A 26,073-nucleotide genomic window follows, 5' to 3' on the forward strand; every position below is an offset into this window, starting at 1 on the left:
CGATCAGGCCCGCAGGCCCGCGAGTTCGGCCGCGACCGACGGCGCCTCCCGGGCGCCGCTCCGCCCGCGACGGGGCGGACGGGGTCAGGGGGCGCCGCCGGCCGATCAGCCTTCGCCCCGGGCCCAGGTGCGGTAGGCGGCCACCGCCGTGGGCAGGGTGGGGAAGATCCGGTCGGCGCCGACGGATTCGCTCAGGCCGTACGCGTCGAGTTCGTCGCGCAGGTCCTGCTTGACCCGGGCCAGGGCGAACACGATGCCGCGGGCTTCGAGTTCGAGGCGCAGGGCGTCCAGCGAGTCCAGCGCGGTGATGTCCACCTCGACGTTCGCCTCGGTGTTGAGGACGAACCACCGCACCGGCTCCGGCTGTTCGGCCAGGGCGGCGAGCGCCCGGCGGCGCAGGTTTTCCGCGTTGGCGAAGAACAGCGGGGAGTCGTAGCGGTAGACGAGCAGGCCTGGGACGGTCCGCGCCTCGGGGTAGTCGTCGACGTCGTGCATCCCGGCCACGCCCGGTACCAGGCCGAGCACCGCGTCGTGCGGCCGAGCGACCCGGCTGAGCAACTCGATCACCGACAGTCCGACCGCGACCAGGACGCCGTAGAGGATGTCCAGGGTGAGCACGCCGACCATGCAGCCGACCGCCAGCAGCAGTTCGCGGCTCCGGAAGGAGGCCAGCCGGCGGAAGCCGGCGAGGTCGATCATCCGGAGTGCGGCGAACACGACCAGGGCCCCGAGTACGGCGTCCGGGGTGTCGTGCAGCAGCGGGCTGAGGAACAGCAGCACGGCGACCACGCCGAGGCCGGCCGTGAGCGCGTACAGCTGGGTGCGTCCGCCGGCCGATTCGGCGAGCGCGGTACGGCTGGCGCTGCTGCTCACCGGGAAGCCCTGGAAGAAGCCCGCGCCGAGGTTGACCGCGCCGAGGCCCAGCAGTTCCTGGTTGGCGTCCAGCCGCCGTTCCTCCCCCGATCCTTCGAAGGCGCGCGCGGTGAGGATGAAGTCGGTGTAGCCGACCAGGAGGATCCCCAGTGCCGGCAGCAGCAGCCGGTCCAGCTCGGTGAGGTCCGGCAGCACGGGACGGGGCAGCCCGGCCGGGATCTCGCCGATCACCGCGAGGCCGTGGTCCTTGAGCGAGAACGCGGCCGAGACCGCGGTGCCGAGCACGACGGCCAGCAGCGGGCCGGGCAGGCGCGGGAGGAAGCGGGCCACCAGGAGGAGGAAGAGCAGGGTGGCGGCGCTGAAGGCGACCGTCGGCAGGTGGGCCTCGGTGAGGTTCGACGCGAACGACGTCAGCTGCGGGAAGAACCCCTCTCCCCGCACGTCGATCCCGGTGAGTTTGGACAGCTGGTCCACGATCATGATCAGTGCCACGCCTGCGAGGTAGCCGATCAGCACCGGTCGGGAGAGCAGGTCGGCGACGAAGCCGAGCCTGGCCAGCCAGGCCAGCACGCACAGCAGGCCGACCACCACGGCCAGGCTCGCGGCCAGGACGGCGTAGCGGGCGGTGTCGCCGCCGGCCAGCGGGCCGATCACGGTGGCGGTCATCAGCGCCGTGGTCGACTCGGGCCCGACCGACAGCAGCCGGGACGAGCCGACCAGGGCGTACAGCACGATCGCGGGCAGGATCGCCCACAGCCCGGTGACCGGCGGCAGCCCCGCCACGCTCCCGTACGCCATGACCTGGGGCACCAGGTAGGCCACCACCGTGGCGCCGGCCACCAGGTCGCCCCGCAGCCAGTTGCGCCGGTAGGCGCGGAGCACCGCGAGTCCCGGCAGGGCCGGCACGACGCGGTGCCGTCGTCGTTCGGGGGGAGCACCGGCGGCCATGGATCTCCTCAAGGGCTCCGGAACGCCGTCACGGACGCGGGCCGGCCGTCGCGGCGCCGCGGGCGGCCGCCGCCCCGCCGCCGGCGCCGGACACTCTGCGGGCGACGAACTTGCCCAGTTCCCAGAGCAGCAGGAGCGCGACGGCGGCCAGCAGGGCCCAGCCGAACTGCCGGGCGGTGATGTCGGTGGTTCCGAGGAGGCGGTGGAACGCGTCCATCTGGGTGACCAGCACCGCCAGGACGAACTCGCCGAGGGCCGCCCTGTTCATCTGCTTGCTGTCGAAGGTGCTGACGCTCAGCGCGGAGCCGCGCTCGCTGCGGCACTCGAAGGCCGCCACGATCAGGCAGAGCGCGAAGGCGGTGAACGCGATCGAGTTGCCGGTCTGCGCGCTGTGGTAGTGCGCCTCGCCCAGCTTGGTCAGCCCGAGCAGGGCGACCGTGACGGCCAGCCCGGCGAGTCCTACGGTGATCATCACCGGTCGGGTCAGCACCGTCTCGCCGCGCGGGCGCGGGGTGCGCCGCATCAGGCCGGGGCTCTCCTGGTCGAAGCCCAGGGCGAAGCCGAAGGGGGCGTTGACCACGAAGTGGACCCACAGGACCTGCGCCGGGGTGAACGGCTCGCCGGCGGCGATGTTCAGGAGCGCGGCGCCGAGGAAGGTCAGCACGAACGTCACCAGCAGCACCAGGACGAACCGGATGTACTTGGTGAGGTTGTCGTAGAGCTTCCGGCCCTCCTCGACGGCGTACACGATGGTGGCGAAGTTGTCGTCGGCGAGGACCATGCGGCTCGCGTTCTTCGCCGCGTCGGTGCCGCTGCCCATGGCGATGCCGATGTCGGCGGCCTTGATCGCCGGCGCGTCGTTGACGCCGTCGCCGGTCATGGCGACCACGTCGCCCTTGCGCTTGAGCGTGGCGGCGAGCAGCACCTTGTGCTCGGGCGCGACCCGGCCGAGGACTCCGATGCCGTCGATCCGGGACAGCCGCTCCTGCTCCGGCAGGGCGGCGAAGTCGGCGCCGAGGACGGCCTCCCCGTCGATGCCGAGCTGGCGGGCGATGGCCGCTCCGGTGGTGACGTCGTCGCCCGTCACCATGCGGACCCGGATGTGGGCGGCCTGCGCGCTGGCGATGGCGGCCCGTGACTCCTCGCGCGGCGGGTCGACCATGGCCACCAGGCTGGTCATCCGCAGGTCCTCGACGAACGCCAGCAGGTCGCCGTCCGGGTCGAAGTCCGCCGGGTCCAGGTCGCGGACGGCCCCGGCCATCACCCGCAGCCCTTCGCCGCCCATCCGCTCGGTCTGCGCCCGGGCGCGTCCGCCGAGCTCCGCGTCCCAGGGGACGACCACGCCGTTCGAGTCGGCCGAGGAGGCCCGGGCCATGACCGCGGGGGCCGCGCCCTTGACGAAGCACCGCACCACCGCCCGGCCGTCCGCGTCCTTCGCCTCGTTGAAGCTGGCCATCAGCTTGTAGGTGGGGTCGAACGGCAGTGTGGCGAGCCGGGGGAAGCGCTCCCGGGTGGCCTCGATGTCCAGCCCGGCCTTGTGGCAGAGGACGAGCAGCGCGCCCTCGGTCGGGTCGCCGACGACCTCGCCGTCGACCAGTTTCGCGTCGTTGGCGACCAGGTGGGGCAGGACGGCGTCCTCGATGCTCGGGGCGGAGCCCGCGGCGTGGTGGATCCGCCCGTCGAGGCGGTAGCCGGTGCCGGAGACGGTGTAGCGGTCGGCGGGGGTGAGCACCTCGACGACCGTCATCTGGTTCATCGTGAGGGTGCCGGTCTTGTCGGAGTTGATGGCCGAGGTGAAACCGAGGGTCTCGACGGACGGCAGTTCCTTGACGATCGCGTGCCGTTTGGCCAGGTTGAGGCTGCCGACGGAGAGGATGACCTGGCTGACCGTCGGCAGCGCCTCCGGGATCGCCGCGATGGCCAGTGAGACCGCGCTGACGAAGAGGGCGTCCCACGCCTGGTCGCGGCTGCGGCCGAGCGCGAACATCACGACCATGGTCAGGCCGGCCGCCGCCGCGATCCACAGCGTCAGCGTGTTCAGCTCCTTGGTGAGCGGCGACTGCTCCTTCTCGGTGGCCGACAGCATCCCGGAGATCTTGCCCAGTTCGGTGCCGGAGCCCGTCGCGGTGATGACGAGCAGTCCGCTGCCGTGGGTGACCGGGGTGTCCATGAACGCCATGTTGGTCTGGTCGCCCGGGCTCAGCGCCCCGGCCGGCAGGGTGCCGGTGTCCTTGGCGGCGGGGACGCTCTCGCCGGTCAGCGCCGACTCGTCGATCTGCAGCGCGCTGGCCTCGACGATCCGTCCGTCCGCCGGGACCTCGTCGCCCGCCCTGACGAGCACCACGTCGCCCACGACCAGCTGTTCGGCCGGGATCTGCGCCTCCGTCCCGTCCCGCCGCACCCGCGCGGTGGCCTTCATCATCGACCTCAGCGCGTTCATCGCGCTCTCGGCCTTGCCCTCCTGCCGCAGGCCGACCACGGCGTTGAGCAGCGTCAGGACGATCAGCAGGATCCCGGTGGTCCACTCCTTGATCGCCAGGGAGACCACCGCCGCCGCCAGCAGGATGATCTGCATGTAGCTGCGGTACTGGTCGAGGAAGCGCAGCCAGTCGGGCCTCGACTTCTCCTCGGGCAACGCGTTCGGCCCGTTCGCGGCGAGCAGTTCGGCCGCCCGGGCGGCGCTGAGCCCGGTCGCCGGGTCCACCCCGAGCGAGGACGCGACCTCGCGGGGAGGTCGCGCGTACCACGGGTCCGGGGACTCCTGCGGGCCGGACGGCCCAGCCTGCTCCGCCATTCTTCACTCCTCGGGATCCGGGAACGTCCCCCCTTGGACGTCGGACGGTCCGACGCGTCGACACGGACGGGTCACGCCCGGACGGGTCACGCCCGGACGGGTCGCGTCCGGACGGGCCACACGCGAACGGGTCACGCGCGGCCGCCGGATCACGTACGGCCGCCCCGGGGGGCCTCCGCCTCCAGCAGGCGCTTGGCCGTGCGCAGGTCCTTGCGGATCCGCTCGTCGACCGTGGGGAACTGCGGATCGATCCCGATCAGCGTGTGCGCGAGCACCGCCGCCGCGCAGATGCGCGCGAACCACTTGCGGTCGGCCGGTACGACGTACCAGGGCGCCCACGGCGTGCTCGTGGCCGACAGCATGTCGGAGAACGCCTCCTGGTAGTCGTCCCAGCGCTCGCGCTCGCGGATGTCCGCCTCGGAGAACTTCCAGTTCTTCTCGGGCAGGTCGATCCGCGCCAGGAAGCGCTTGCGCTGCTCCTCCTTGGAGAGGTTCAGGAAGATCTTCACCACCTTGAACCCGTTGTCGGTGAGGTAGCGCTCCCAGTCGTTGATCTCCCGGTACCGGCGGTGCCAGACCCCGGGGCCCTTCGCCTCCTCCGGCAGCTTCTGCCGGTCCAGGTTCTCCGGGTGGACGCGCACCACGAGGACCTCCTCGTAGTGCGAACGGTTGAAGATCCCGATGTCCCCGCGCGCCGGGAGCCGCTGCGCGTACCGCCACAGGAAGTCGTGGTCGAGCTCCTCCGAGGAGGGCACCTTGAAGCTGCTCACGTGGACGCCCTGCGGGTTCACCCCGCTCATGACGTGACGGATCGTTCCGTCCTTGCCGCCGGCGTCGAGCGCCTGGAGGCAGAGCAGCACGCCGTAGGTGTCCTGGGCCGCCAGCCGGGCCTGGTACTCCGAGAGCAGCGACACGCCGGTGCGCAGCAGTTCGACGCCCTCGCGCTTCTTCATGCCCGCCTTGTACCGGGGGTCGAAGTCCTCCGCGAGGTCCACCCGCGACCCCGGTTTCACCCGCAGCGGCTTGATGAACTTCGCAATGCGCCTGGCCGACCGTCCGTCCGACATCGCCTGCTCCTCTCGGGTCCGGCGGGCATCGGGAGGCCTGCCGTGCGTCCCGTCCGCGCGGGCGTCCTCGACGCGGCGCGGACCGGGACCGACCAGCACGGAAGAGTGCTACCTGCCACGCTGTGGCCGCCGGTCGGCCGTGTCAATCCGACGGTGTCCTTCCGGGGCGGGCCCACCCGCGCCGCCCGGCCGGGGCGGCCGGCCGGGACGCTTGCGGCCGGTTCGCCCGTCCGGCGTCCGCGTGTGGCAGCGCCCGCGGCCCGTGCCGACGATGGGGCTGCCGGTGCAGTACCCCCGCGATCGGAGGCCGTGATGGCGACCCTGACGGTATGGCGCTTTCCCACCGCGAACGGAGCCGACGAGGCGCTCGCCACACTGAGGAGGCTGGGGCGCCAGGAGCTGATCAAGGTCCAGGACGGAGCGGTGGTCACCTGGCCGGAAGGGGCCAGGAAGCCGAGGACCCGCCATCTGAGCGACATGACCGGCATGGGTGCCGTGGGCGGCGCCTTCTGGGGCTTCTTCCTCGGCATGGTCTTCTTCGTGCCCGTGCTCGGCGCGGCCCTGGGCGCGGCCGGCGGCGCGCTGGGAGGCCACCTCGCCCATGTCGGCATCGACGAGGACTTCGTCAAACGGCTGCGGGAGAAGGTCACTCCCGGCACCTCGGCCCTGTTCGTGCTCAGCTCCGACGCCGTGCTCGACCCGGTCAGGTCGGCGTTCGAGGGCCTGCACGCAGAGCTGCTGGAGACGAACCTCTCCGCGGACGAGGAGGCCCGGCTGCGCGAGGCGTTCACCGAGGGCGAGTGAAACGGTTGGCGCGCCTTCGGGAACGGCCCTGACCACTCGGAGAATCGAGCAGACCTGTCCCCGCGGCCGTGACCGGCCCGGTCAGCCGTTCCAGGAGCCGGCCGTGGTGGTCGTCCCGGAGGTGCCGGTGGTCCGGCTCGCGCCTCCGGTGCCGGTGACCCGGCCGCCCGGGGCGGCGGCGGGCCGCAGGAAGTCCGCCCCGGCGCCCGAGGTGGTCGTCCGTACGCCCGGCGACGAGTTGCCGGTGGTGCTCGTGGTGCCGCTCGCCGGACCGGCCGAGGTGCGCGGCGCCGAGCCGGCCGGGACCGCCGGAGCGAGGTGCGCCGCGGTGGTCCGGCGCGCGGCCGGGGCGGCGGGGGCGGCCGACGGGTCGTCACCGGCCGGCGAGACCCGCTCGATCCGCAGCACCAGGTTGCGGTCCTGCCGGTCGCCGGCCAGGTCGCGGTTGCGGCTGTGCACGACCTGCGTCAGCACGCCCCGGATCTCCTGCCACCGCCCTTGCACCGCACGGATGTTGGGGCACCACTCGCCCTGGTCCCGGTGCTCCAGGTCGAGCTGCCAGCGCTCCGCCTCGACGTGGTGGACGGCGCCGACCTCGCAGGGGATCTCCACCGGAGCGGCGCCCCGGACGGTCACCACCGCCCGCTGCGGAAACCTTCCCTCCACCGCCGTCACCGTGATCCGGCTCGACCCCTGGTACCAGGCCATCGCTGTCCTCCCTCGTCCGTGCTCCGGGCCGGCTGCCGACCGTCCTCACCGGTAGCACGGACGGCGCACCCTCCGGGGTTCGATCCGCCCGTGTGCGGCCTGAACCCGGCGGCCCGCGCCTTCCGTTCAGCGGGGCGGGTCCTGGCCCGGGCACCGCCGCGGCTCCGGCCTCCGGAAACCGGCGCGGGCCGGCCCCCGGGGTGGGGCCGGCCCGCGGACGGGGCGGGGTGCGGACGGGGGGCGGGGTACGGCGCGGTGGTCCGACGGTCAGTCGGCGGCCCCGACCCGCGGGGCGGAGCCGCCCGGGCGGGCGTCGTCCCGGCCCTCGACCCGGCTCTCGTCCCGGCCCTCCACCAGGACGGCGGGCTCCAGCGGCGAGGCGATCTCCTGCGGCTTGCTGCGGGACGCCCAGTCGCGGATGCCGAGCAGCACCATCACGAAGAAGATCCCGTAGACGATGCCGGAGAAGTACAGCTCGGAGTGGACGGCGAGCGGCACGCCCACCAGGTCGACGGCCAGCCAGACGAACCAGAACTCCACGTAGCGGCGGGCCTGGCTGTACATGGCGAGGATCGAGCCGACGAAGATCCAGGCGTCCGCGAGGACCATCCACCACGGCGCTCCGGGGTAGAACGAGGCGTCCGTCCCCTTCAGCACCGCGCCGAACGCGGCCGTCCCCGCCACCATCGCGGCGACCAGCACGGCGCGTTCCCGCCCAGACGCCCAGCGGACGTTGATGGTGCCTTCCTGCTCGCGGCTGCGCTTCCAGGTCGCCCAGCCCCAGGACGCCGAGACGATGATCACGATCTGTCGGGCGGCGTTGCCGCCGAGGTGCACGTTCAGGCTGGCGATCAGCAGCAGCACCGAGCCGAGGATCTGCACCGGCCAGGCCACCAGGGACCGCCGCAGGGCCAGCCAGACGGTGGCGAGCGCCAGGATGTTGCCCAGGAAGTCGGACCAGTAGACGGGGAGACCGAAGAAGTCGAACTGCTCGTTCAACCAGTGGAACGCGCTCATGACTCACACCTTTGTTCGTGCGGAGCGAGGTGGGGGAAGGGGCGGTCGGCCCCGCCGAAGCGGGGGGTGCGGGGCCGACCGGGCTCGGGGCGCAGGGCGCGCGGCCGCGTGGGGAGCGGGTGTGCGCGCCGGCAGGTGAGGGCGGTGCCGGTGGATCGGGAGGGGGGAACGGCCGTGCCGGTGGATCGGGAGGGGAACGGCAGTGCCGGTGGGTCAGGAGAGGGCGGCCAGGACGTGCCGTCCGTGCGCGGAGTCCAGCAGGGCCTCGGAGCGGCGGACGTCCTCCCGGGCGGCGAGCAGCAGCTCGTCGACGGAGGCGAACCTCTCGGTGTCCCGGATACGGGCGACGAACCACAGGTCGACGCGCTCGCCGTACAGGTCGCCCGGGGCGTCGTGGCAGTACACCTCGGTGTGGATCTCGGAGGTGTCGCAGAAGGTGGGGTTGGTGCCGATGCTGATCGTCGCGCGGTGCACGGTGCCGGTCGCGCGGCGGGCCAGCCAGCCGCTGTAGATCGCGGGCGGCGGGACGGGCGTGCCGGGCTCGGCGGCGATGTTGGCGGTGGGGAAGCCCAGCCCCCGCCCCCGGCCGGCACCGTGCACCACGGTGCCGGACAGGGGGGTCGTCGGAGCGTCAGCCATGGGGGGTGAGCTCACGGAACTGGCTGGTGTGGAAGACCAGCGGCTCCACCCCGGGGAACAGCTCGACGGTGAGCAGCTCCATCAGGACGATCTCGTGGTCGCCGCCGTCGTACACCGCGCTCACCCGGGCGGTCAGCCACAGCGCCGCGTCGTGGATCAGCACCGCGCCCTCCGGCGCGGCCTGCCACCCGGTGCCGTCGAAGCGGTCGCCCTCGCGGGAGGCGAGCCGCCGGCAGAGCGCGCCCTGGCCGCGGCTGAGCACGCTCAGCCCGAGTTCCGGTGCCTGTGTCAGCCTGGGCCAGGTGGTCGAGGTGCGGGCCACGCTGACCGCGACCATCGGCGGCTCCAGCGAGATCGACACGAAGGAGCTCACCGCGAGCCCGACCGGTTCGCCGTCGCGCAGCGCGCCGAGCGCGACCACTCCGGTCGGGTAGGCCCCGAACGCCTGGCGCAGCGCCGCGGCGTTGGGCTCCGCCCCGGTCGGCCGCTCGGTGTGCGGCCGCCCCGCGGTCGGCGGCTGCGCGGACGCGGCGGCGGGCGGGTTCGGGTGGTGGGCGGGAGTGACCATGGTCGTCGCCGTCCTCTCGTCGCGAGTGTGGTTCAGTGCCGGTACTGCGCGGCCGGGTGGCTGGCCGGCAGGGCCCGGTCGGACGCGCCGGTGAGCCGCTCGCGCAGCGACTCGCCGTCCGCGTACGCGCCGCGGAAGACGCCGCGGGCGCGCAGGATCGGCAGCACCGACTCGACGAACTCCGTGGTGGAGGCCGGCTGGACGGTCGGCGAGAGCAGGAAGCCGTCCAGGTCGGCGCCCTGCGCCAGGGCGCAGATCTCGTCGGCGATCTCCTCGGCGGTGCCGACCACCGGGCGGGCGCCGACGCCGTGGGTGTGCCAGTCGGCGAGCACGTCGCCGACGGTCCGGCCGGCGAACCGGGCGACCTGGGTCTGGGACATCTCGGTGGACAGCTCCGACATCGGGGTGTCCGGCGCGTACGAGGACAGGTCGAGGCCGGTGAACATGGCGTAGCTGGCGACGGTGACCTCCGGGCGCTGGGCGTCCAGGACGCGCTGCCAGCGGCGCTCGGCGTCCGCGGTGGTGGCGCCGACCACGCAGGAGAACGCCGACATCACCTTGACCTCGTCGGCGCGGCGGCCCGCCCGTACGGCCTCCTCGCGGATCGCCGCGGTGTGCCCGGCGAGCTGTTGCACCGAGCCGCTGCCGACGAACATGCACTCGCCGTGCCGCCCGCCGACCCGCCGCCCGGCCGGGGAGGCGCCGGCCTGGAACAGCACCGGGGTGCCCTGCGGGGAGCGGGCGGTGTTGCCGTAGCCGTGCGAGCGGAAGTACGGGCCCTCGTGCTCGACCGGGTGCACCTTGGCCGGGTCGGCGAAGCGGCCGCCCTTGTCCTTCTCCAGGGCGTCCGGCTCCCAGGCGCCCTCCCAGTACTTGTAGACCAGGTCGAGGAAGTCCTCGGCCATCTTGTACCGGTCGTCGTGCGCCACCATGTCCATGCCGAAGGCCTTGACCGCGGTGTCGGCGGTGCCCGTGGTCACGATGTTCCAGCCGAGCCGGCCGCCGGACAGCTGGTCCAGGGTGGCCAGCCGGCGGGCGAAGGCGTACGGCGGCTCCACCAGCACCGAGCCGGTCACCACCAGGCCCAGGTCGGTGGTGCTCGCCAGCAGCGCCGAGGCGATCACGAACGGGTCCAGGCGCGGCAGGTCCAGGGTCTCCTCGGTGGCGATCGGCGGGCGCACCCCGTCGATCTCCGACCAGCCCCAGGCGTCGGCCAGGAACAGGAAGTCGAGCTTGGCGTCCTCGCAGACCTGCGCGATCTCGCGCCAGTACCCGAGGGTGTCGAACAGGTGCCGGCGGCTGTCGGGGTGGCGCCAGGTGGCGGTGCCGCTCGCGTTGGTCTGGGCGTTCTCGAACAGGCCGAGCTTGAGGTTGCGCATGGGGTGTTCTCCGTTGAACTGGTGATGCGGGGGGGTGGGGGGACCTGGGGGTCCGTCACAGCACGGGGGAACGCGGGGGGAACAGGGGGACGGCGAGGGGTCCGTCAGGATGCCGCGGGGACGGCGGGGGTGTCGAGGACCGCGGTGGGGGCGTCGAGGACCGCGGCGTCCGCGTCGAGCTGCGCCGCGGAGGGCATGGAGGACTGGGCGCCGAGTCCGGTCACGGCCAGCGAGGCCGCGCGGACGGCGCGTCGGGCGGCGGCGAGCAGGTCGGCGCCCCGGGCGAGGGAGTCGGCGAGGGCCCCGCAGAAGGTGTCGCCGGCGCCGACGGTGTCGACGGCGTCCACGACGGGGGCGGGCAGGTGCACGGCCGGGCGGCCGGGCTGTTTGACCAGCGCCCCGTCCGCGCCGAGCGTCACCACGACCGCCCGGCAGGGCAGCGCGGCCCGCTCCAGCAGCTCGCGCGCGCCGTCCGGGCCGTCCGGCGGCTCCGCGCCGAGCAGGGCGGCGAGTTCACCGAGGTTGGGCACCAGGACGTCGACGGCGGACAGCACCTCCGGGGCGACCGGCCGGGCCGGCGCCGGGTTGAGGACGACCGTGCCGCCCTGTTCCCGGGCCCGCAGCACGGCGGCGGCGACCACCTCGGCGGCGATCTCGTGCTGCACCAGGACCACCTCGCCGGCCGAGCGGGCCAGCCGCTGCGGCAGGTCCGCGACCGTCAGCGCGGCGTTGGCTCCCGGGTTGACCACGATGGTGTTCTCGCCGGCCCGGTCGACCACCACGGAGGCGATCCCGGTGGTGCTCTCCGGCGCCGGGCGCACCGCCCCGACGTCCACCCCTTCGGCGGCGAGCGCCCGCAGGATGGGGGCGGCGTCCGTACCGACCCGGGCGACCAGACGCACCCGCGAGCCGAGCCGGGCGGCCGCGACGGCCTGGTTGGCGCCCTTGCCGCCGACGCCCTCCACGAAGCCCCGCGCGAGCACGGTCTCGCCGGGTCGCGGCAGGTCCCCGACGGTCAGGACGAGGTCGCGGTTGATCGAACCGACGACGGTGATGAGCGGCATCCGCACTCCTTGGGAGATCGATCTCCCACACTGTGGACCAGCCCCCGGAAACCGTCAAGTACCCTCGTGCTGCGCATTGCGCCAGCTCAGCCGAGCCCTCTCCGACCGCGAAGGACCACCCCACGTGACTGCGCCCCGACTCCTCGACGTGGCCGCGGCCGCGGGCGTCTCCCGCGCGACCGCCTCACGCGTCCTGGCCGGCACCCCGCGCAACGTCGACCCCGAACTCGCCCGCCGCGTCGAGGAGGCCGCCCAGCGCCTCGGCTACCGCATCAACCACTCCGCGCGGGCGCTGCGCACCGGCACCACGGGCACCATCGGCGTGGTCGTCCCCTCGCTCGCCAACCCCTACTTCGTCCAGCTCGCCGACGCGCTCGCCCAGCAAGTCCGCGCCGCCGGAGGGCAGTTGGTGGTCTCCGACGCCGCCAACGACACCGCCGTCGAGGCCGAGCAGATCGAGACCCTGCTCGGCGGCCGGGTCGACGGACTGCTCGTCGTCCCCGTCTCCGCCGGCGCCTCCGGCCCCGCCGTCCGGGCCGCCGCCGAACGCACCCCCGTCGTCCTCTTCGACCGCTGGGCCACCGGCTCCGGCACCGTGGCCGTCACCCTCGACAACACCGCCGCGATGCGGCTGCTCCTCGACCACCTCGAAGGCCTCGGCCGCCACCGGATCGCCCTGGTCGCCGCCGACCAGGCCTCCTCCTCCGGCGCGGAACGCCTCGCCGCCTTCACCGAGGCCCGCGGCGCCGACGCCACCACCGTCCTGCTGCCCAGCTTCACCACCGACGCCGGCCGCACCGCGGGCCGGCGCATCGCCGAGCGGCACACCGGGATCGACGCCGTCGTCTGCGGCGCGGACGTCCTCGCGGTCGGCCTCGTCAGCACGCTGCAGCGCTCGGCGGTCCCCGTCCCCGGGCGGATCGCCGTCACCGGCTTCGACGACACCGAGATGCTCGAACTCCTCGACCCGCCCATCACCTCCATCCGCCACCCGCTCACCGCCATGGCCGAACGTGCCCTGACCCTCCTTCAGGCCCCCGCCCGCGAACGGACGGAGCGCGTGGAGCGCTTCGCCCCGCAGCTGGTGGTCCGCTCCTCCACCGACGCCGACGCCTGACGCCGTCGCCCGACCCCTGACACCTGCACACCTGATGCCCGGCGCCGGGAATCCGGGAACGGCCGACGGCCGGCCCCGGGCGGACCTGAGTCCGCCCGGGGCCGGCCGTCGGGTACGGCTCAGCGCTCCTTGTCCACCGCCGGCAGCCCGGCCTGACCGGCGGTCAGCCGGCCCTCGGCGTACAGCCAGCGCACCGTGTCCGCCATGGTCTCGGCGGTCGGCCTCGGCGTCAGCCCCCCGGTGCTCGCCGCGGGGTCGACCGGGGTCGCACAGGCGCAGGTGTAGACGGCGCCGTACTCGGCGGGGATGTGCCAGGGCCATCCGCGCTGGAGCAGGGTGGCCAGGGCGCCGACCGGCAGCATGGCCCGGGCGGGGAGGAAGGCCGCGGGCAGCCGCCTCCCGGTGACCTCCCGCAGGGTCCGCACGTACTGCCGGGTGGGCAGGTGGTGGCCGGGTCCGAAGTGCCGATCGGAGCCCGCCCTCGGCGTGGTCAGCAGCCGGGCGTGCAGCTGCGCGGTGTCCCTGACGTCGCCGACCGGGAAGCCGCCCAGCGGCCAGATCGGCATCAGTCCGCGCAGGGTGTTGCGCAGCCGGGCGTTCTGGTCGCCCAGCCCCGGGTCCTGCGGGCCGAGCAGCGCGGGCGGGTAGCTGATGACCACCGGCGCGCCGTCCCGCTGGTGGCCCCGCGCGATCCGCTCGGCCGCCGCCTTGGTCGCCATGTACGTGTCCCGGGGACGGCCGACCGGGGAGTGCTCCCCGAGCGGCCGTCCGGGGGACGGCAGCAGCGCGACGATGCTGGAGACGTGGACGACCGGGTCGGCGCCCGACCGTCGGGCGGCGGCCAGCACCAGTTCGGTTCCCCGCTCGTTGGTCCGGCGCATCTGCGCGTTGCGCCGGCTGTCGAAGGAGTACACCGCGGCCGCGTGCAGCACGGCGTCGGCGCCGCGCACCGTGCGGGCCGCGTCGCCCTCGTCGGTCACGTCCCCGACGACCAGGTCGACGGCGCCCGGGTCCACCTCCAGCAGGCCCAGGACCCGCCCCGCGGCGGCCGGGTCGCGGACCAGCATCCGCACCCGGTGGCCGCCGCGGACCAGCGCCGCGACCGAGTGGATGCCGACGAATCCGGTGCCGCCGGTCACGCTCACCAACATCGGACCATCCCCCCGCTCAGCCGATCTCTTCCGGTTTCCCGCCGATGCCCCGGTGGAAGGAACCGCCGTAGAACAGCAGCGCCTCCCGGTGGTCGGCCCAGTCCGAGGCGAGCACCTCGCCGAGGAAGATGGAGTGGTCGCCGCCGTCGTACTGCTCGGCGAGCTTGCACTCCAGCCAGGCCAGCGAGCCCGCCAGCAGCGGCGCCCCGGTGAACGGGCCGGGCTGCCAGTCGAGGCCGTCGAACTGGGCGGCCCCGCGCGGCCTGCTCCTGTTCGCGAAGTACCGTGCCAGGTGCTCCTGTTCGGAGCCGAGCACGGAGACCGCGAAGGACCTGGTCGCGGCGATCGCCTCGTGCATCGTCGCGGAGCGGGCCACGCAGCACAGCACCATCGGCGGTTCCAGGGAGACCGAGCTGAACGCGTTGGCGGTCATCCCGTGGACGTTCTCGCCGCCGGTGGTCAGGACAGTGACCCCGGTGGCGAAACGGGCCATCGTCTCGCGCAGGGCGCCCGGCAGGACGGCGCGGTTCGCCGCGGCCGCCGACGTCGCGCCCGGCGCCTGGGCGGGGGCCGGGGACCGGCCGTTGCCGGTCACAGCGCCCGCCCCGTACCGACCGGCCCGCCGGGCAGGGCCTGGGCGGCGAGGGCCCGCGCGACGGCCGGCCCCTCGGCGTACGGCACCAGCGCCAGGCGCAGCTCCTCGGGCACCCGGGCGGGGACGGTGGCCGTGTTCGGCCCGCGCATGCACGCGATCCGCTGCCGGCCGCGGGCGACCAGGTTCTCCTGCTCGCCGTCGATCCGCAGGTAGTCGAAGCTGAACTGGATCTGGGTCTGGGTCAGCTCCTCCAACCGCATCCGGACCGACAGCTCGTCGAACGAGGTGATCTCGGCGAAGAAGTCGCACTCCACCTTGAGGGTGAACAGCTTCAGGTCGTCCCGCAGCTCGGCGAGCACCCCCGGCGCCTTGTCCTTGAGGAACATCTCCCGGCAACGCCCCTGCCAGCGCAGGTAGTTCACGTAGTAGACGTTGCCGACGAGGTTGGTCTCCTCGAAGCCCACGGTGTGCCGGATCTCGTAGTAGGCCGACATCAGTTCTCCTTCCCGACGAGCACCGCGAACAGCACCGGCTCCGTCCGGTCGTTGACGGTGGTGACCCAGGTGGCGACGGCCGCGTCGCCGGCGGACAGGACGACCCAACCGCCCGGGTGGACGCGGTCGAGCGTCAGCGCCTGGGTGGTCGCACCGGACTTGCGCAGGCACTCCAGCGCGCTCCAGACCCTGGTGCCGGCCACCGCCGGGCTGCAGCCCGCCTCGGCCACCAGCAGGTCCCGCAGGGCGAGTTGACCGGCGCCCAGCAGGGCGTCCCAGTCCTCGGCGCTCCGCTCCAGGACGGTCTCGACGTCGCAGGCGAGCCGCCCGGGTCCGGCCACCGCCAGGGTCAGGCCGGGGCCGTGCGAGGCCGAGACCGTGATCCCGTCGAGTCCGGGCCCACCGGCGAGTTCGGGCTTGCCGTCCGGCCGGTGGCGCAGGTCCGCCGGCCGTCCCAGCGCCCGGCCGAGAGCGGTCGCGGTGCGGGCCCGGCGGTCCCCGTCGGCGGACTCCGCGGTGGAGTCCGCGGCGGGCTTCGCCGCGGGCTCGACGACCACCGCGCGGCTGCCGCCCAGCACCCGCTCCAGGCCGCGTTCCAGGTACGAACCGAGCATCGCGGGCACCCACGGCCCGGCTCCGTCGCGCTTGCGGACGGCGACCAGGGTCAGCCCCTCCCAGCGCTCGACGACCTTTCCGGCCGGGGTGCGCACGTCGAGGTCGTAGACGTAGCTGTCCCCGTCCTGGGAGCGCTCCCTGGCGTCGAGCACCACGTACTCGGCGTCCTGGTCCGCCGGGTCGGCCAGCCAGAGCCGCTCGATGCTCTGCGGCAGCAGGGTGGCGTCCGGCACGCAGCACTGGATGGCGTGCATCATCGCGTCCCGGGTGCCGGGGTCGGCCAGTTGCTGGTCCTGCGGCAGGAAGGCCGCGAACCACGGCGCCGGGGCGGTGGTGGAGATCTCCGCCAGCGCGTGCCGGGCGCTCGCCCGCCGGTACTCCAGCAGGCGCTGGAACCGCTTGCCCTGGAAGAGCACGCTGCCGTACAGCTCGGTCACCGGGTCCACCGGTACCGCCGGCAGGCCGAACTCGACCGGCACCGGCGTCCCGGGCAGCTCGGGCCGCGGGTAGCGCAGCCGGGCCCGGAAGTGGTCGGCCGCGAACTCGGTGCCCTCGCTGCGCAGCACCACGTCCACCGTCCCGGGCTCCCGGACCAGCGCCGCGATCCGGATGGTGGTCGAGCCGCCCGGCCGGACCACCACGGGCCGGCGGAACTCGACGTCCTCCAGCAGCGGCGGACCCTGGTGCCCGCTCACCGCGGCGGCGACCTGGGCCATCGCCTCCATGCCGAGCACGGCCGGGAAGAGCAGGTCGTCCTGGAGCCGGTGGTCGGTCAGATAGGGGTCGCCGCCCTCGGTCAGCTCGGTCTCGGTGATCAGCTCGATGCCCGGGTGGTGCGCGACCACCCGCTCGACGAACCTGGTCAGCGGAAGCTCGCGCCGCTCGGTGGTGAGGGTGGGCAGGCCGCCGGCCCGCCCGCTGACCACCAGGACGGGGCCGGCCGAGGGGTCCGCGAGCACCTCGCGGAGCACCTGGATGCCGTTCTCGGTGGAGATCGGCGTGATGCCCTCCCGGATCAGCGCCTCGACGACGCCGAGCCGTTCGCCCATGCCCGCGCCCGACCAGACCGACCACTCCAGCGCGACGGCCCGGGCCCGCGGGTACCGGTCCTGGAAGCGGAGGGTCAGCTCGGTCATCCAGTCGTTGGCGGTGGCGTAGTGCGCCTCGCCGCGCAGTCCGGCCCGGCCGATGATCGAGCCGAAGGTGATCAGCAGCTTCAGGCGTTCCGGTTCGACGGCCGCCAGGACCGCCTCCAGGCCGTCGGTCTTGGGCGCCAGGGTCCGGCGGAAGTCCTCGGCGCTCAGCGCCTCCAGGGCGGCCGGCTGGTTGAAGCCCGCGCCGTGCAGCACGGCGGTGACCGGGCCGAGGCCGTCCTCCAGCAGGGCCACCGCGGCGGCGATCTGCTCGGCCGAGGTCACGTCGGCGCGGGCGTAGCGGTGGCGCAGGCCCGCGGCCTCCATCCGGGCGAGGTTCCCGGCGAGTTCGGGGTCGGTGGCCGGATCGGCGCGGCCGATCAGGGCCAGGGCCGCCCCGGAGTCCTGGGCCATCGCGATGGCGCACTCGGCGGTGATGCCCTTGCCGCCGCCGGTGACCAGGAGGACGTCCCCGGCGTCGAGCGGGGACCCGCCCTCGGTCGCGGGACGCAGCTGCAGCGGCCGGAGCACCGGGACGGTCCGGCGGCCGTCCGGCTGGTAGCGGACCTCCGCGAAGCCGGCCGTGGCGGCGGTCTCGGCGACCACGCGGGCCACCGCCTCGTCACGGGCCGCGCCCTCGGGGGCGGTGTCGGCCAGCTCGACCACCGTGACCGGGACCGACGGGTGCTCCAGGTGCAGGGTCTTCGCCAGGCCGGAGGCCCCCAGCCGGTGCTGAACCACGACCAGCCGGGTGCCCTCGGGGGCGGCCAGGACGGCCCGCCCGGCGGTCAGGAAGAGCTCCGCCTCCTGCGGTCCGCACGCGTCGGGGAGGCAGAGCAGCACGCCGTCCCCGAGGCCCGCCGCGGCGAGCGCGGTGCCCAGCGGTTCGGCGAGCGGGTGGCCGGGGGTGCTGTGCACCGTCCAGCGCCCGGCGGGGGCGGGGTCCTCGGCGGGCCGCGGCCGGGCCGGCAGGACGGCCTCCCGGTGCTCGACCGCGAAGGGCCGCACCCACGGGGCCACACCGGCGACCTCGCCCGCCGACTGGCCGCCGTCCTGCGCGGTGTCCGCCAGCTGGTCGATCAGTTCGGCGATCCCGCCCAGGTTGACGGTCGCGTAGTTGGGCGTCGCGGCGAGCACGGGCCGGCCGAGCGCCCGGGTGACGTCGTTGACGATCTGGCCGATGGTGATTGAGCTCAGGTGCAGGTCGTCCATCGGGTGGGTCTGCGCGGTGACGGAGTCCAGCGGCAGTTCGACCCGCTCGGCCGCGAGCCTGCGCAGCAGTTCCAGGGTGGAGTCCGTGCCCTCGCCGGTGTCCGCGGACACCGCCGCGCCGGCCCGCTCGTCCCGGCCCGGCCCGCCGTCCGCCGCCAGCTCCGCGTCGATGGCCGGGGCCGCCTCGCAGGGGTTGGCCAGGAAGGTCATCGCACCGTCCGCCGGCAGCTGCCGGATCAGGCGGTCGCCGAACAGGGCCGCGGTCCGCAGCGGTACGCCGAGCACGAACGCGGCGCCGGCGACCCTGAGCAGCGGGCCGAGCGAGGCGCTGTCGGTGTCCACCGCCAGGGTGGTGAGGTTCGGGGCGATCTCCGCCAGCAGGCCGGACAGCACCCGGCCGGGGCCGACCTCCACGACCAGGTCGGCGTCGGCGACCGCCACGGCGGCGGCCTCCTGGAACCGGACCGGGAGCAGGACCTGTCCGCGCAGCACCTCGCGCAGGTCGGCGGACGGGTCCAGGAGCCGTCCGGTGACCGTGGAGGCGATCGGGCGGACGGGTTCCTGGAAGTCGAACCGCGCGAGCTCGGCGGCCATCGCGACCGCGGCCGGCTCGACCAGCGGCGAGTGGAAGGCGTGCGACACGTTCAGCCGGGTCGCCGTGACGCCCTCGCCCGCGGCCCGGCGGCAGACCTCGTCGACCGCCTCGGCGGGGCCGGAGAGCACGGTCTGCCGGGGCCCGTTGTAGCCCGCGATCACCACGTCCTGTCCGGCGGAAAGCCGGGTGGCCTGCTCCGGGGTCGCCGCCAGTCCGGCCATCGCGCCGCCGCCGTGGCTGGCCTGGGCCATCACCCGGCCGCGGATCGTGGCGAGGCGCACCACCTGTTCCTCGGTCATCGCGCCCGCCCAGTGCAGGGCGGTGAGCTCCCCGAGGCTGTGGCCGACGGCGGTGTCGGCCCGGATGCCGACCGCGTCCAGCACCCGCAGGGCGGCCAGGGAGCCGGTGACGATGCGCGGCTGGGCGACCTGGGTGGCGACCTGGTCGTCGCCGGTGGGCAGGGCGGCGGCGCGGAACACCTCCTCCGCCGCGGCGAACCGGCGCCGGATCGCGCCGACGGCGCCGCGGCCGGAGCCCTGGCCCGGGAAGAGGTAGGCGATCCGGGGGGCGGTCCGGGCGTGGCCGAGGAAGATCCCCTCACCGGCCGAGGACACCTCCCGCGCTCCGGAGTCGAGCAGGGCGAGCAGCCGTTCGAGGCCGCGCACGGCGTCGTCCGGGCCGGTCGCCACCACGGCGGCCCGCACCGGGCCGTCGGCGAGCCGGTCGGCCAGGGTGCCGGCCAGGTCCGCGAGTTCGGCCTGGGCCAGCTTGGGCACCAGGTCGAGCAGCCGGGTCAGCTCCGCGCGCAGCGCGGCCGTGTCCGCCGCGTCCAGCAGCAGGAGTTCGGCGTCCTGGCGGCCGGCGACCAGCCGGGTGGTGCGCGCGTCGAGCGCCTCGCGCCGGGTGCTGCCGGGTGCCTCGGCGAGGGTGACGTGGGTGTTGATCCCGCCGAAGCCCATGGCCGACACCCCGGCCCGGACCGGGTGGCCGGCCGGCCAGAGTTCGGCCTGGCGCGGGACGTACATCGCCGCCTCGTCACCGAGCAGACCCGGATGCGGGTCGACGTGGCCGGTGGCCGGGGGGATCACCTGGTGGTGCACGGCGAGGGTCGCCTTGATCAGGCCGGCCACGCCCGCGGCGGCCTTGGTGTGCCCGAAGTTCCCCTTGACCGTCCCGAGCGCGGCCGGACGGGCCGTCGGGTCCGCGGCGCGGCGGGCGGTGGACAGCGCCTCGATCTCGGTCGCGTCGCCGAGGGCCGTGCCGGTGCCGTGGCCCTCGAAGTACGAGACCGTCTCGACGCCGTAGCCGGCCCGCCGGTAGGCGCGGGTCAGTGCCAGCCGGTGGCCGCTCGCCTCGGGCCGGGTGATGCCGCCCTTGCCGTCCGAGGAGACGCCCCAGCCGCTGATGCTCGCGTAGATCCGCCGCCCCTGCGCCAGCGCGTCCCGCTCGCGCATCAGCACGAGCATGCCGGAGCCCTCGCCGGGCCAGAAGCCGTTGGAGTCCCGGTCGTAGACCTTCATCTCGCCGGTGGCCAGCGCGCCCGTCTTGGCGAAGCCGATCACCTCGAACGGGTCGATGGACAGGTCGACGCCTCCGGCGACGGCCACGTCCAGTTCGCCGTCGGCCAGTGCCTTCGCCGCCGTGACGACGGACAGCAGGGAGGAGGAGCAGGCCCCGTCGACCGTGTAGCCGCCGCCGCGCAGGTCGAAGTGGTTGCAGATGCGGCCGGCGATGGTGTTGGCGAGGCCGCCGGCCAGCGAGTCCTCGTCGATGGCCGGGAAGGGCGCCTTGTACTGCGGCTCCAGCTCCTGGAGGAGCTTCGCGACGTCCTCCTCGGACCAGCCCTGGCCGGTGAGCGCGGCGGCCACCGTGCGGCGCACGTAGGGCCACCGCAGCCGCATGATGTTGGCCCGCGAGAATTCCCCGGTGAGGCTGTTTCCGACCACCACGCCGGTGCTCTGGTGGGGAAGTCCCGAGCCGTCCGGGAATCCGGCGTCGGCAAGTGCCTCGGCGGCCACGTCGAGGGCCAGCCAGTGCGTCAGGTCGGTCGCCCGGTACGTGCTTCCGGCGACGCTGTATTTGATGCGGTCGAACGCGTAGTCCCGCAGGACCGCGGCCTTTTTCGTGTAGTGCCGGTCCGGCGCACTCCGGTCCTCCGACCAGTAGTCCGCCTGGTTCATCCGCTCGTCCGGCAATCGCCGGAAGGCTCGACGGCCGCCCAGTACGTTGTCCCACAGTTCGCTCGCCGAATTGGCGTCCGGATAACGGAGGCCAATTCCTACGATAGCGATCCGCTCACTGCTCACGTATTCACCACCCATGGAGATGAATTGACGGCGAATCTCCTCGCCGACTCGACTCGCCTGCACTGTCGTCAAGAATGCATCTGCGGCCGCCCCGATGTCTTCTCCGAGTTTGCTTTCCGCCTGGTGGGGGGCGCTGCTTTTCCATAACGGTGTGATTTCTCGGCGTCGCTGTTCAATAACGCCGTCATTTCCGGAACGGGCCGCGCCCGTACGGGCGGCCGTACGGACGACCGTGCCGGTGGACGTGCCGGTGGACGTGCCGATGCCCGTGCGGACGGTCGTGCGGGCGGTCGTGCGGACGGCTGGGCGGGCAACCGTGCCGACGCCCGTGCCGATGCCCGTGCGGGCGGCCGGGAACGTGCCGAGGCTCCCGCCGGTCGGCGGGAGCCTCGGTCGTGCGGGGCCGTGCGCGGGGTCAGCCGTCGGCGGCCTTGGGTAGGCGGGCACCGAGCCGGGCGCCCAGCTCCCGGGCCGCCGTCAGGGCGGCCCAGGAGGTGAGCTCGATCAGCGCGGTGTCGCCGGGCCGGTCGCTGCGGAACTCGGCGACGAGGCCGTCGTCGACCTGATAGGAGGCCTGGGCGGTCAGCAGGGCCAGCCGGCCCGCCGCACGCTGGTCCCCGGGCAGGGCCGACACCGCGTCCTCGACCCAGGCGCGGCTGATCCCCGGCGGTCGGCCGTCCCACCCGGCCAGCCGGTCCGTCACCAGGGCGCGGACGCCGTCCGGCACCGACCGGGCCCCCGCCGCGTCGATCGCGGCGGCCGCCCGGGCGAACGCGCCGGCGACGCTGGGGGTGCCCGCCGCCCAGCTCAGGTCCCCGGGCAGCGGCGCGGAGGGCAGCAGGTCGAGGGAGGTCCCGGCCGGCGGGGCGAGGCGCGCGCTGCGGCGCATCAGCCGGCCGAGGACCGCTCTCGCCGCCGACCGCGCGGCCGGCGGCAGACCGGCCGGCAGCGGGCTCTGCGCGAGGAACAGGTTGACCATGCGGTTCAGGTAGTGGAAGGTGACGGCCACCCCGACCAGCTCGGGCGCCGCCTGCGCGGGGAACGGCGGCCCGTCGTCCGGCGCCTGCCCCCGGTCGCCGTCCGACCGGAACCAGTCGGCCCACCCCTCGGCCGTCGCGCGGGCCGTGCCCGGGGCGGCGGCCCCGGGCAGCAGCGCGGCCAGCGCCGTGCCGTGCACCTCCACGCAGTACGGGCAGGCGTTGGCGGCCGAGACCGCCGCGGCCACCGCCTCCTTGGTCGCGCGGTCGACCCGCCCGCCGGCCACCAGGGTCTCCCGCAGCATCACCCAGGAGGCGGCGAGCACCTCCGGCGCGGCGGCGTGCAGCCCGATCGGCGGGGCGAGCATGCCGAACTCCCGCTCGACCTCGGCGAAGACGCCGGCCACCTCCTCCCCCGCGTCCGCCGGCCGCACCGCGGCGACCCGGCGGATCTGCGCCATCGACCTCCGCAGGGCCGGCCGCAGGAACGGTGTCGTCATGTTCCCCCTCCTCGATGGCTCGATCCGGTGCCGGGTCCGGCTACCGGCGCATCAGGCCGGGCAGCTGCACCTGCACGCCGCGCCGTCCGCTGGTCGCACCGTCCGGCGCGGGAGCGCCGTAGACGACGTCCACGCCGCGCTCCCGCGCGGCCCGCACGATGCCGGGGATCGCGCGTTCGGCGAGCGCGGAGATGGTCAGCGCGGGGTTGACCGTGAGCGCTCCCGGGACGGCGGAGCCGTCGGTGACGAAGATGCCCGGGTGGTTGCGGAGTTCCTGCCGGTCGTCGAGCGCCGAGGTCTGCGGGTCGTCGCCGATCCGGCAGGACGCCAGCGGGTGCACGGTGTAGGCGCCCACCAGGTCGTTGGTCCACGGCATGACGCGGGCGAGTCCGTCGCGCTCCAGGATGTCCTTCACCACGGCGTCCGAATCGGCCCAGGCGCGCAGGGTGTTGGCGGTCGGCCGGTACGAGATCGACCCGCGCCCGAGCATCTGCTGGGAGATCCGGACGGCGTTGCCGGTGGGCGGCGGCGGCCCGAAGACGCCCTCGTTGTCGTCCTCGATCATGGTGAAGACGGTCAGCCAGGACTGCCACTGCCGGACCAGTTCCTTCTTCTCCACGCCGAACCAGCTGGGCCCGGTCGCGTCGGGCACCTGCGCCAGGATGGTGCCGAAGCCCGGCGGGAAGTAGAGCTGCTCCAGGGAGAACCGGGAGTGTTCCGGCAGCGATCCGTCGAGGTTGTCCCAGCTCGCCACGACCGGGCCCTTGCCGATCTGGTTGGCCTTGAACGCCCGGCCGTCGGAGCGCTTGAGCCCCAGCAGGTCGCGGGCCTTCTCCTCGTCCACGATGGCCGTGTTGAGGCGTTCGCCGTTGCCGGAGAAGTAGCGGCCCACGGCGTGCGGCATGGTGCCCAGGGTCGCCTCGGAGCGCTGGAGGATGACCGGGGTGGCGCCGGCGCCGGCGGCGAGCACGACGATCTTCGCGTCGATGGTGCCGCTGTCGACGTGCACCCGGTAGTCCACGTCGTCGACGACGTCGTAGTGCACCCGGTAGCCGCCGTCGTCCGTCCGGGACAGCTGCTGCACCTCGTGCAGCGGCCGGATCTCGGCGCCGTGCGCGAGGGCCGCCGGAAGGTAGTTCAGCAGCAGGGACCGCTTGGCGTCGAAGCGGCAACCGGACATCATCCAGTTGCAGTTGGTGCACTTCGCCCGGTCGATGGCGGCCGGGACGGGGTTGGCGGTGCGTCCCGCGTGCTCGCAGGCGGCGGCGAACAGCCCGCCCGCGTACGTGACGTCGTTCCAGTCCTGCTGGGTGATGGGCAGCGCCTCGGCCACCCGGTCGTACCAGGGGTCGAGGACGTCCCGGTCGATGGCGGCCGGCCACATCCGGCGGCCGATGCTGCCGCGGCGCTCGAAGACGAACTTCGGGGCGCGCGGCATCGCGGCGAAGTACACCACGCTGCCGCCGCCGACGCAGTTGCCGCCGAGCAGGCTCATGCCGTCGCCCACCACGAAGTCGAAGATCCGGGTGTACGAGGAGCCGAGCAGGAAGTCGTGGTCGAAGTCGTCCGCCTTCAGCCACGGGCCGCGCTCCAGGATGGTGACCTTCGCGCCGCCGGCCGCCAGGTGGTACGCCGCGATCGCGCCGCCGAAGCCGCTGCCCACGATCAGGACGTCGGTGCTCTCGGTACTCGTCATGCGGGACTCCCTGAAGGCGTGGTGTCCGGGTGGGGGTCTGCCAGTTGCTTGCCGTACGAGAAGTCGGGGAACCGCCACAGGCCGTCCTCGTCGGGCTTCATGAACCCCATCGCCGTGAGGCCCGGGTGGCCCGACGCGAGCGCGTCCGCGGTGGGCATGTGGGCGGCGGTGTCGAAGGCCATGTTGGCGAACAGCGCCAGCAGGACCCACAGTTCCCGTTCCTGGTGCTCCGTTCCGGTCAACTCCTGCACCAGCCTGGTCCGGTCCGCGAACGGCAGGGCGACGAACGGCGGCACCGAGTCGTCGAGCCGCAGGCCGTGCTCGTCCGCGTACGTGCTCGCGTGGCGGTTGAGTGCCTGCTGGTAGTCGTCCAGGGCGTCCGACAGTCCGGTCGCGGGGGTTTCGAGCAGTTCGATGGCGCCCGCCTGGACGGCCCCGCCGCCGGTCGAGGCGCCGGCGACCGCCCGGTCGTCGGGCGAGCGTTTCTCGCCCGGGACGATCGTGTCCGCGAAGGCTTCGAGTGTCATGGTCCGGTCATGGTTTCGATCTGAGGCAGGCGATCCCACCGGCATCTCCTCAGCTACTTGTCGAAAAGCGGGGACGGCGCACACCGGCCGATCCCGATTCGCATACGCGACTGTGGCATCGTGCGCCCAATGCGCTCCCGCCCGCATCTCTCGCGTTGCTGAGCGCCCCCACCGCCATTCAAACCCGACTTCCGGGATGTCTCACCGCTCGGACATGCCAACGGCACGTGCCGCCCGGCCCATTGCGGCTGTCATGTGCCTGCTGCTACGGTCGTCACTTGCTATGGCGGCGACACTTTTCAGCTTCGCCTTCCGAAGGGGGTTCTCCCTTCGCTTGCCCTGGCGCCTTCGACAGTCGGCCTGTCACCGCGGCCGTGACTTTCGTTCCCGATCATCGCAAGGGTGGAATTCTGTTCATCCGCAGGTGCGGCGGAGAAGCTGGAGTCTAAAGATGACATCTGCCATCGAGCAGGCTGTTTCCCGGGCCATCGAGACCATGCACGACAACATCGGCGAGTTACTGACCATCGACGATATGGCGCAGGCGGCCATGTACAGCAAGTTCCACTTCTCCCGGGAATTCCAGCGGATGACCGGGGTGTCACCACGGCGGTTCCTCTCCGCCCTCCGGCTCGAAACGGCCAAGCGCCTCCTCGTCGAGACCTCGTTCACGGTGACCGAGATCAGCCACCGCGTCGGGTACAACAGCGTCGGCACCTTCAGCTCACGGTTCGCCAACAGCGTCGGCGTGCCCCCCACCACCTACCGTCAACTCGGGGGCTTCACTCCCCGGATCGAGATCGACGCGCGCGGCCTGGCCCGGAGCACCGAGCTCTCGAGCTTCCGCGGCGAGGTCCGGGCCCCGGTCGCGGGGCACCTCGGCCTCGTGTACATCGGACTGTTCCCGACCCGGGTCCCCGAGGGCCGGCCCGCCGCGTGTACCGTCCTCCCCCGCCCCGGCGTCTTCTTATTCGACCAGGTGCCGGCCGGCACCTGGTACCTGCTGGCGCACTCCGTCCCGGCCGCCTTCGACGAGGTGCTGACGGGTGACCACCCCGTCTCGGTGGGATCGGTCGGACCGATCGAGGTGCGGCCGGACGTGCCGCTGCTGCCGATCGAACTGCGCCTGCGCCCGGCCCGCGTCCTCGACCCGCCGGTCCTGCTGGCGCTGCTGGACGCGCGGACGATCGCGCAGACCGTGCGGACCCCGATCACCGACACCGCCTGATCAGGCCCGGGCCCCGGCGGCGGGCCACAACGACAGGGGCCTCCGCCGCGGCGGAGGCCCTCCGCA

General features: G+C 73.9%; 19 protein-coding genes. 3 read left to right on the plus strand and 16 right to left on the minus strand.

The features are described from left to right. Positions 1 to 105 precede the first annotated feature (105 nt). From ACFVUY_RS08410 to ACFVUY_RS08420, 3 genes are all read right to left on the minus strand, one after another. Positions 106 to 1,821: a SulP family inorganic anion transporter gene (locus tag ACFVUY_RS08410; protein WP_387728303.1), complete on the minus strand. Its 1,716-nt coding sequence runs from the start codon at positions 1,819 to 1,821 to the stop codon at positions 106 to 108. Positions 1,822 to 1,849: 28 nt separating this feature from the next. Continuing rightward, a complete protein-coding gene (locus tag ACFVUY_RS08415; RefSeq protein WP_387694139.1) occupies positions 1,850 to 4,615 on the minus strand; it encodes a cation-translocating P-type ATPase in 2,766 nt (921 codons plus the stop codon). 149 nt (positions 4,616 to 4,764) lie between these two features. Further along, the gene (locus ACFVUY_RS08420; protein ID WP_387728305.1) at positions 4,765 to 5,682 is read right to left on the minus strand and encodes a polyphosphate kinase 2 family protein; all 918 of its coding nucleotides are present in this window, start codon (positions 5,680 to 5,682) and stop codon (positions 4,765 to 4,767) included. A 312-nt stretch (positions 5,683 to 5,994) separates the two neighbouring features. Between ACFVUY_RS08420 and ACFVUY_RS08425 the strand changes: the two genes are divergently transcribed. After that, the gene (locus ACFVUY_RS08425; protein WP_387728307.1) at positions 5,995 to 6,486 is read left to right on the plus strand and encodes a DUF1269 domain-containing protein; all 492 of its coding nucleotides are present in this window, start codon (positions 5,995 to 5,997) and stop codon (positions 6,484 to 6,486) included. 81 nt (positions 6,487 to 6,567) lie between these two features. Here ACFVUY_RS08425 and ACFVUY_RS08430 read toward each other — a convergent pair whose 3' ends face one another. The 6 genes from ACFVUY_RS08430 to ACFVUY_RS08455 all read right to left on the minus strand — a co-directional run bounded on the left by ACFVUY_RS08430 (position 6,568) and on the right by ACFVUY_RS08455 (position 11,861). After that, positions 6,568 to 7,194, minus strand: coding sequence for a hypothetical protein (locus ACFVUY_RS08430; RefSeq protein WP_387728309.1), 627 nt, complete (start codon positions 7,192 to 7,194; stop codon positions 6,568 to 6,570). 267 nt (positions 7,195 to 7,461) lie between these two features. Next, complete coding sequence (locus tag ACFVUY_RS08435) at positions 7,462 to 8,211, minus strand: nicotinamide riboside transporter PnuC (protein WP_387694136.1); 750 nt, start codon at positions 8,209 to 8,211, stop codon at positions 7,462 to 7,464. A 213-nt stretch (positions 8,212 to 8,424) separates the two neighbouring features. Continuing rightward, a complete protein-coding gene (locus ACFVUY_RS08440) occupies positions 8,425 to 8,850 on the minus strand; it encodes a riboflavin kinase (RefSeq protein ID WP_359898440.1) in 426 nt (141 codons plus the stop codon). Continuing rightward, positions 8,843 to 9,418 carry a flavin reductase family protein gene (locus tag ACFVUY_RS08445; protein WP_387728311.1) on the minus strand — a complete coding sequence of 192 codons (576 nt, stop codon included), beginning with the start codon at positions 9,416 to 9,418 and terminating at the stop codon, positions 8,843 to 8,845. The genes ACFVUY_RS08440 and ACFVUY_RS08445 overlap by 8 nt, the downstream gene beginning before the upstream one ends. A 32-nt stretch (positions 9,419 to 9,450) precedes the next feature. Beyond that, a complete protein-coding gene (locus tag ACFVUY_RS08450) occupies positions 9,451 to 10,797 on the minus strand; it encodes an NtaA/DmoA family FMN-dependent monooxygenase (protein ID WP_387694132.1) in 1,347 nt (448 codons plus the stop codon). 104 nt (positions 10,798 to 10,901) lie between these two features. Next, a complete protein-coding gene (locus ACFVUY_RS08455; RefSeq protein WP_387728313.1) occupies positions 10,902 to 11,861 on the minus strand; it encodes a ribokinase in 960 nt (319 codons plus the stop codon). Positions 11,862 to 11,985: 124 nt separating this feature from the next. Here ACFVUY_RS08455 and ACFVUY_RS08460 point away from each other — a divergent pair, with 124 nt between their 5' ends. After that, positions 11,986 to 12,978 (plus strand): LacI family DNA-binding transcriptional regulator, encoded by a 993-nt coding sequence (locus tag ACFVUY_RS08460; protein ID WP_387694130.1) that lies wholly within the window; start codon positions 11,986 to 11,988, stop codon positions 12,976 to 12,978. 119 nt (positions 12,979 to 13,097) lie between these two features. Here the strand turns inward: ACFVUY_RS08460 and ACFVUY_RS08465 are convergent, their stop codons facing one another. The 7 genes from ACFVUY_RS08465 to ACFVUY_RS08495 all read right to left on the minus strand — a co-directional run bounded on the left by ACFVUY_RS08465 (position 13,098) and on the right by ACFVUY_RS08495 (position 24,779). Next, positions 13,098 to 14,129 carry an NAD-dependent epimerase/dehydratase family protein gene (locus ACFVUY_RS08465; protein ID WP_387728315.1) on the minus strand — a complete coding sequence of 344 codons (1,032 nt, stop codon included), beginning with the start codon at positions 14,127 to 14,129 and terminating at the stop codon, positions 13,098 to 13,100. Positions 14,130 to 14,145: 16 nt separating this feature from the next. Next, positions 14,146 to 14,622, minus strand: a complete 477-nt coding sequence (locus tag ACFVUY_RS08470; RefSeq protein WP_387728738.1) for a flavin reductase family protein — start codon at positions 14,620 to 14,622, stop codon at positions 14,146 to 14,148. A gap of 98 nt (positions 14,623 to 14,720) precedes the next feature. Then, positions 14,721 to 15,218 carry an acyl-CoA thioesterase gene (locus tag ACFVUY_RS08475; RefSeq protein ID WP_387694128.1) on the minus strand — a complete coding sequence of 166 codons (498 nt, stop codon included), beginning with the start codon at positions 15,216 to 15,218 and terminating at the stop codon, positions 14,721 to 14,723. Continuing rightward, a complete protein-coding gene (locus ACFVUY_RS08480) occupies positions 15,218 to 21,094 on the minus strand; it encodes an SDR family NAD(P)-dependent oxidoreductase (protein WP_387728317.1) in 5,877 nt (1,958 codons plus the stop codon). Before ACFVUY_RS08480 ends, ACFVUY_RS08475 begins: the two co-directional genes overlap by 1 nt. Before the next feature lie 400 nt (positions 21,095 to 21,494). Further along, on the minus strand, positions 21,495 to 22,556 hold the full coding sequence (locus ACFVUY_RS08485; RefSeq protein ID WP_387694127.1) for a carboxymuconolactone decarboxylase family protein: 1,062 nt from the start codon (positions 22,554 to 22,556) through the stop codon (positions 21,495 to 21,497). 40 nt (positions 22,557 to 22,596) lie between these two features. Beyond that, positions 22,597 to 24,252, minus strand: coding sequence for a GMC family oxidoreductase N-terminal domain-containing protein (locus tag ACFVUY_RS08490; protein ID WP_387728319.1), 1,656 nt, complete (start codon positions 24,250 to 24,252; stop codon positions 22,597 to 22,599). After that, complete coding sequence (locus tag ACFVUY_RS08495; RefSeq protein ID WP_387694125.1) at positions 24,249 to 24,779, minus strand: DUF5987 family protein; 531 nt, start codon at positions 24,777 to 24,779, stop codon at positions 24,249 to 24,251. Before ACFVUY_RS08495 ends, ACFVUY_RS08490 begins: the two co-directional genes overlap by 4 nt. Positions 24,780 to 25,230: 451 nt before the next feature. Here ACFVUY_RS08495 and ACFVUY_RS08500 point away from each other — a divergent pair, with 451 nt between their 5' ends. After that, complete coding sequence (locus ACFVUY_RS08500; RefSeq protein ID WP_387728321.1) at positions 25,231 to 26,007, plus strand: helix-turn-helix transcriptional regulator; 777 nt, start codon at positions 25,231 to 25,233, stop codon at positions 26,005 to 26,007. The last annotated feature ends 66 nt before the right edge of the window (positions 26,008 to 26,073 follow it).

It is taken from the genome of Kitasatospora sp. NPDC058063 (genome assembly GCF_042885395.1).
Lineage (GTDB): Bacteria > Actinomycetota > Actinomycetes > Streptomycetales > Streptomycetaceae > Kitasatospora > Kitasatospora lactacystinica.

What these genes read in the sequence shown, in the direction of transcription:
- ACFVUY_RS08410 (WP_387728303.1), bottom strand. Translation starts at nt 1,821, where the DNA reads ATGGCCGCCGGTGCTCCCCCCGAACGACGACGGCACCGCGTCGTGCCG.
- ACFVUY_RS08415 (WP_387694139.1), bottom strand. Translation starts at nt 4,615, where the DNA reads ATGGCGGAGCAGGCTGGGCCGTCCGGCCCGCAGGAGTCCCCGGACCCG.
- ACFVUY_RS08420 (WP_387728305.1), bottom strand. Translation starts at nt 5,682, where the DNA reads ATGTCGGACGGACGGTCGGCCAGGCGCATTGCGAAGTTCATCAAGCCG.
- ACFVUY_RS08425 (WP_387728307.1), top strand. Translation starts at nt 5,995, where the DNA reads ATGGCGACCCTGACGGTATGGCGCTTTCCCACCGCGAACGGAGCCGAC.
- ACFVUY_RS08430 (WP_387728309.1), bottom strand. Translation starts at nt 7,194, where the DNA reads ATGGCCTGGTACCAGGGGTCGAGCCGGATCACGGTGACGGCGGTGGAG.
- ACFVUY_RS08435 (WP_387694136.1), bottom strand. Translation starts at nt 8,211, where the DNA reads ATGAGCGCGTTCCACTGGTTGAACGAGCAGTTCGACTTCTTCGGTCTC.
- ACFVUY_RS08440 (WP_359898440.1), bottom strand. Translation starts at nt 8,850, where the DNA reads ATGGCTGACGCTCCGACGACCCCCCTGTCCGGCACCGTGGTGCACGGT.
- ACFVUY_RS08445 (WP_387728311.1), bottom strand. Translation starts at nt 9,418, where the DNA reads ATGGTCACTCCCGCCCACCACCCGAACCCGCCCGCCGCCGCGTCCGCG.
- ACFVUY_RS08450 (WP_387694132.1), bottom strand. Translation starts at nt 10,797, where the DNA reads ATGCGCAACCTCAAGCTCGGCCTGTTCGAGAACGCCCAGACCAACGCG.
- ACFVUY_RS08455 (WP_387728313.1), bottom strand. Translation starts at nt 11,861, where the DNA reads ATGCCGCTCATCACCGTCGTCGGTTCGATCAACCGCGACCTCGTCCTG.
- ACFVUY_RS08465 (WP_387728315.1), bottom strand. Translation starts at nt 14,129, where the DNA reads ATGTTGGTGAGCGTGACCGGCGGCACCGGATTCGTCGGCATCCACTCG.
- ACFVUY_RS08470 (WP_387728738.1), bottom strand. Translation starts at nt 14,622, where the DNA reads ATGGCCCGTTTCGCCACCGGGGTCACTGTCCTGACCACCGGCGGCGAG.
- ACFVUY_RS08475 (WP_387694128.1), bottom strand. Translation starts at nt 15,218, where the DNA reads ATGTCGGCCTACTACGAGATCCGGCACACCGTGGGCTTCGAGGAGACC.
- ACFVUY_RS08480 (WP_387728317.1), bottom strand. Translation starts at nt 21,094, where the DNA reads ATGGGTGGTGAATACGTGAGCAGTGAGCGGATCGCTATCGTAGGAATT.
- ACFVUY_RS08485 (WP_387694127.1), bottom strand. Translation starts at nt 22,556, where the DNA reads ATGACGACACCGTTCCTGCGGCCGGCCCTGCGGAGGTCGATGGCGCAG.
- ACFVUY_RS08490 (WP_387728319.1), bottom strand. Translation starts at nt 24,252, where the DNA reads ATGACGAGTACCGAGAGCACCGACGTCCTGATCGTGGGCAGCGGCTTC.
- ACFVUY_RS08495 (WP_387694125.1), bottom strand. Translation starts at nt 24,779, where the DNA reads ATGACACTCGAAGCCTTCGCGGACACGATCGTCCCGGGCGAGAAACGC.
- ACFVUY_RS08500 (WP_387728321.1), top strand. Translation starts at nt 25,231, where the DNA reads ATGACATCTGCCATCGAGCAGGCTGTTTCCCGGGCCATCGAGACCATG.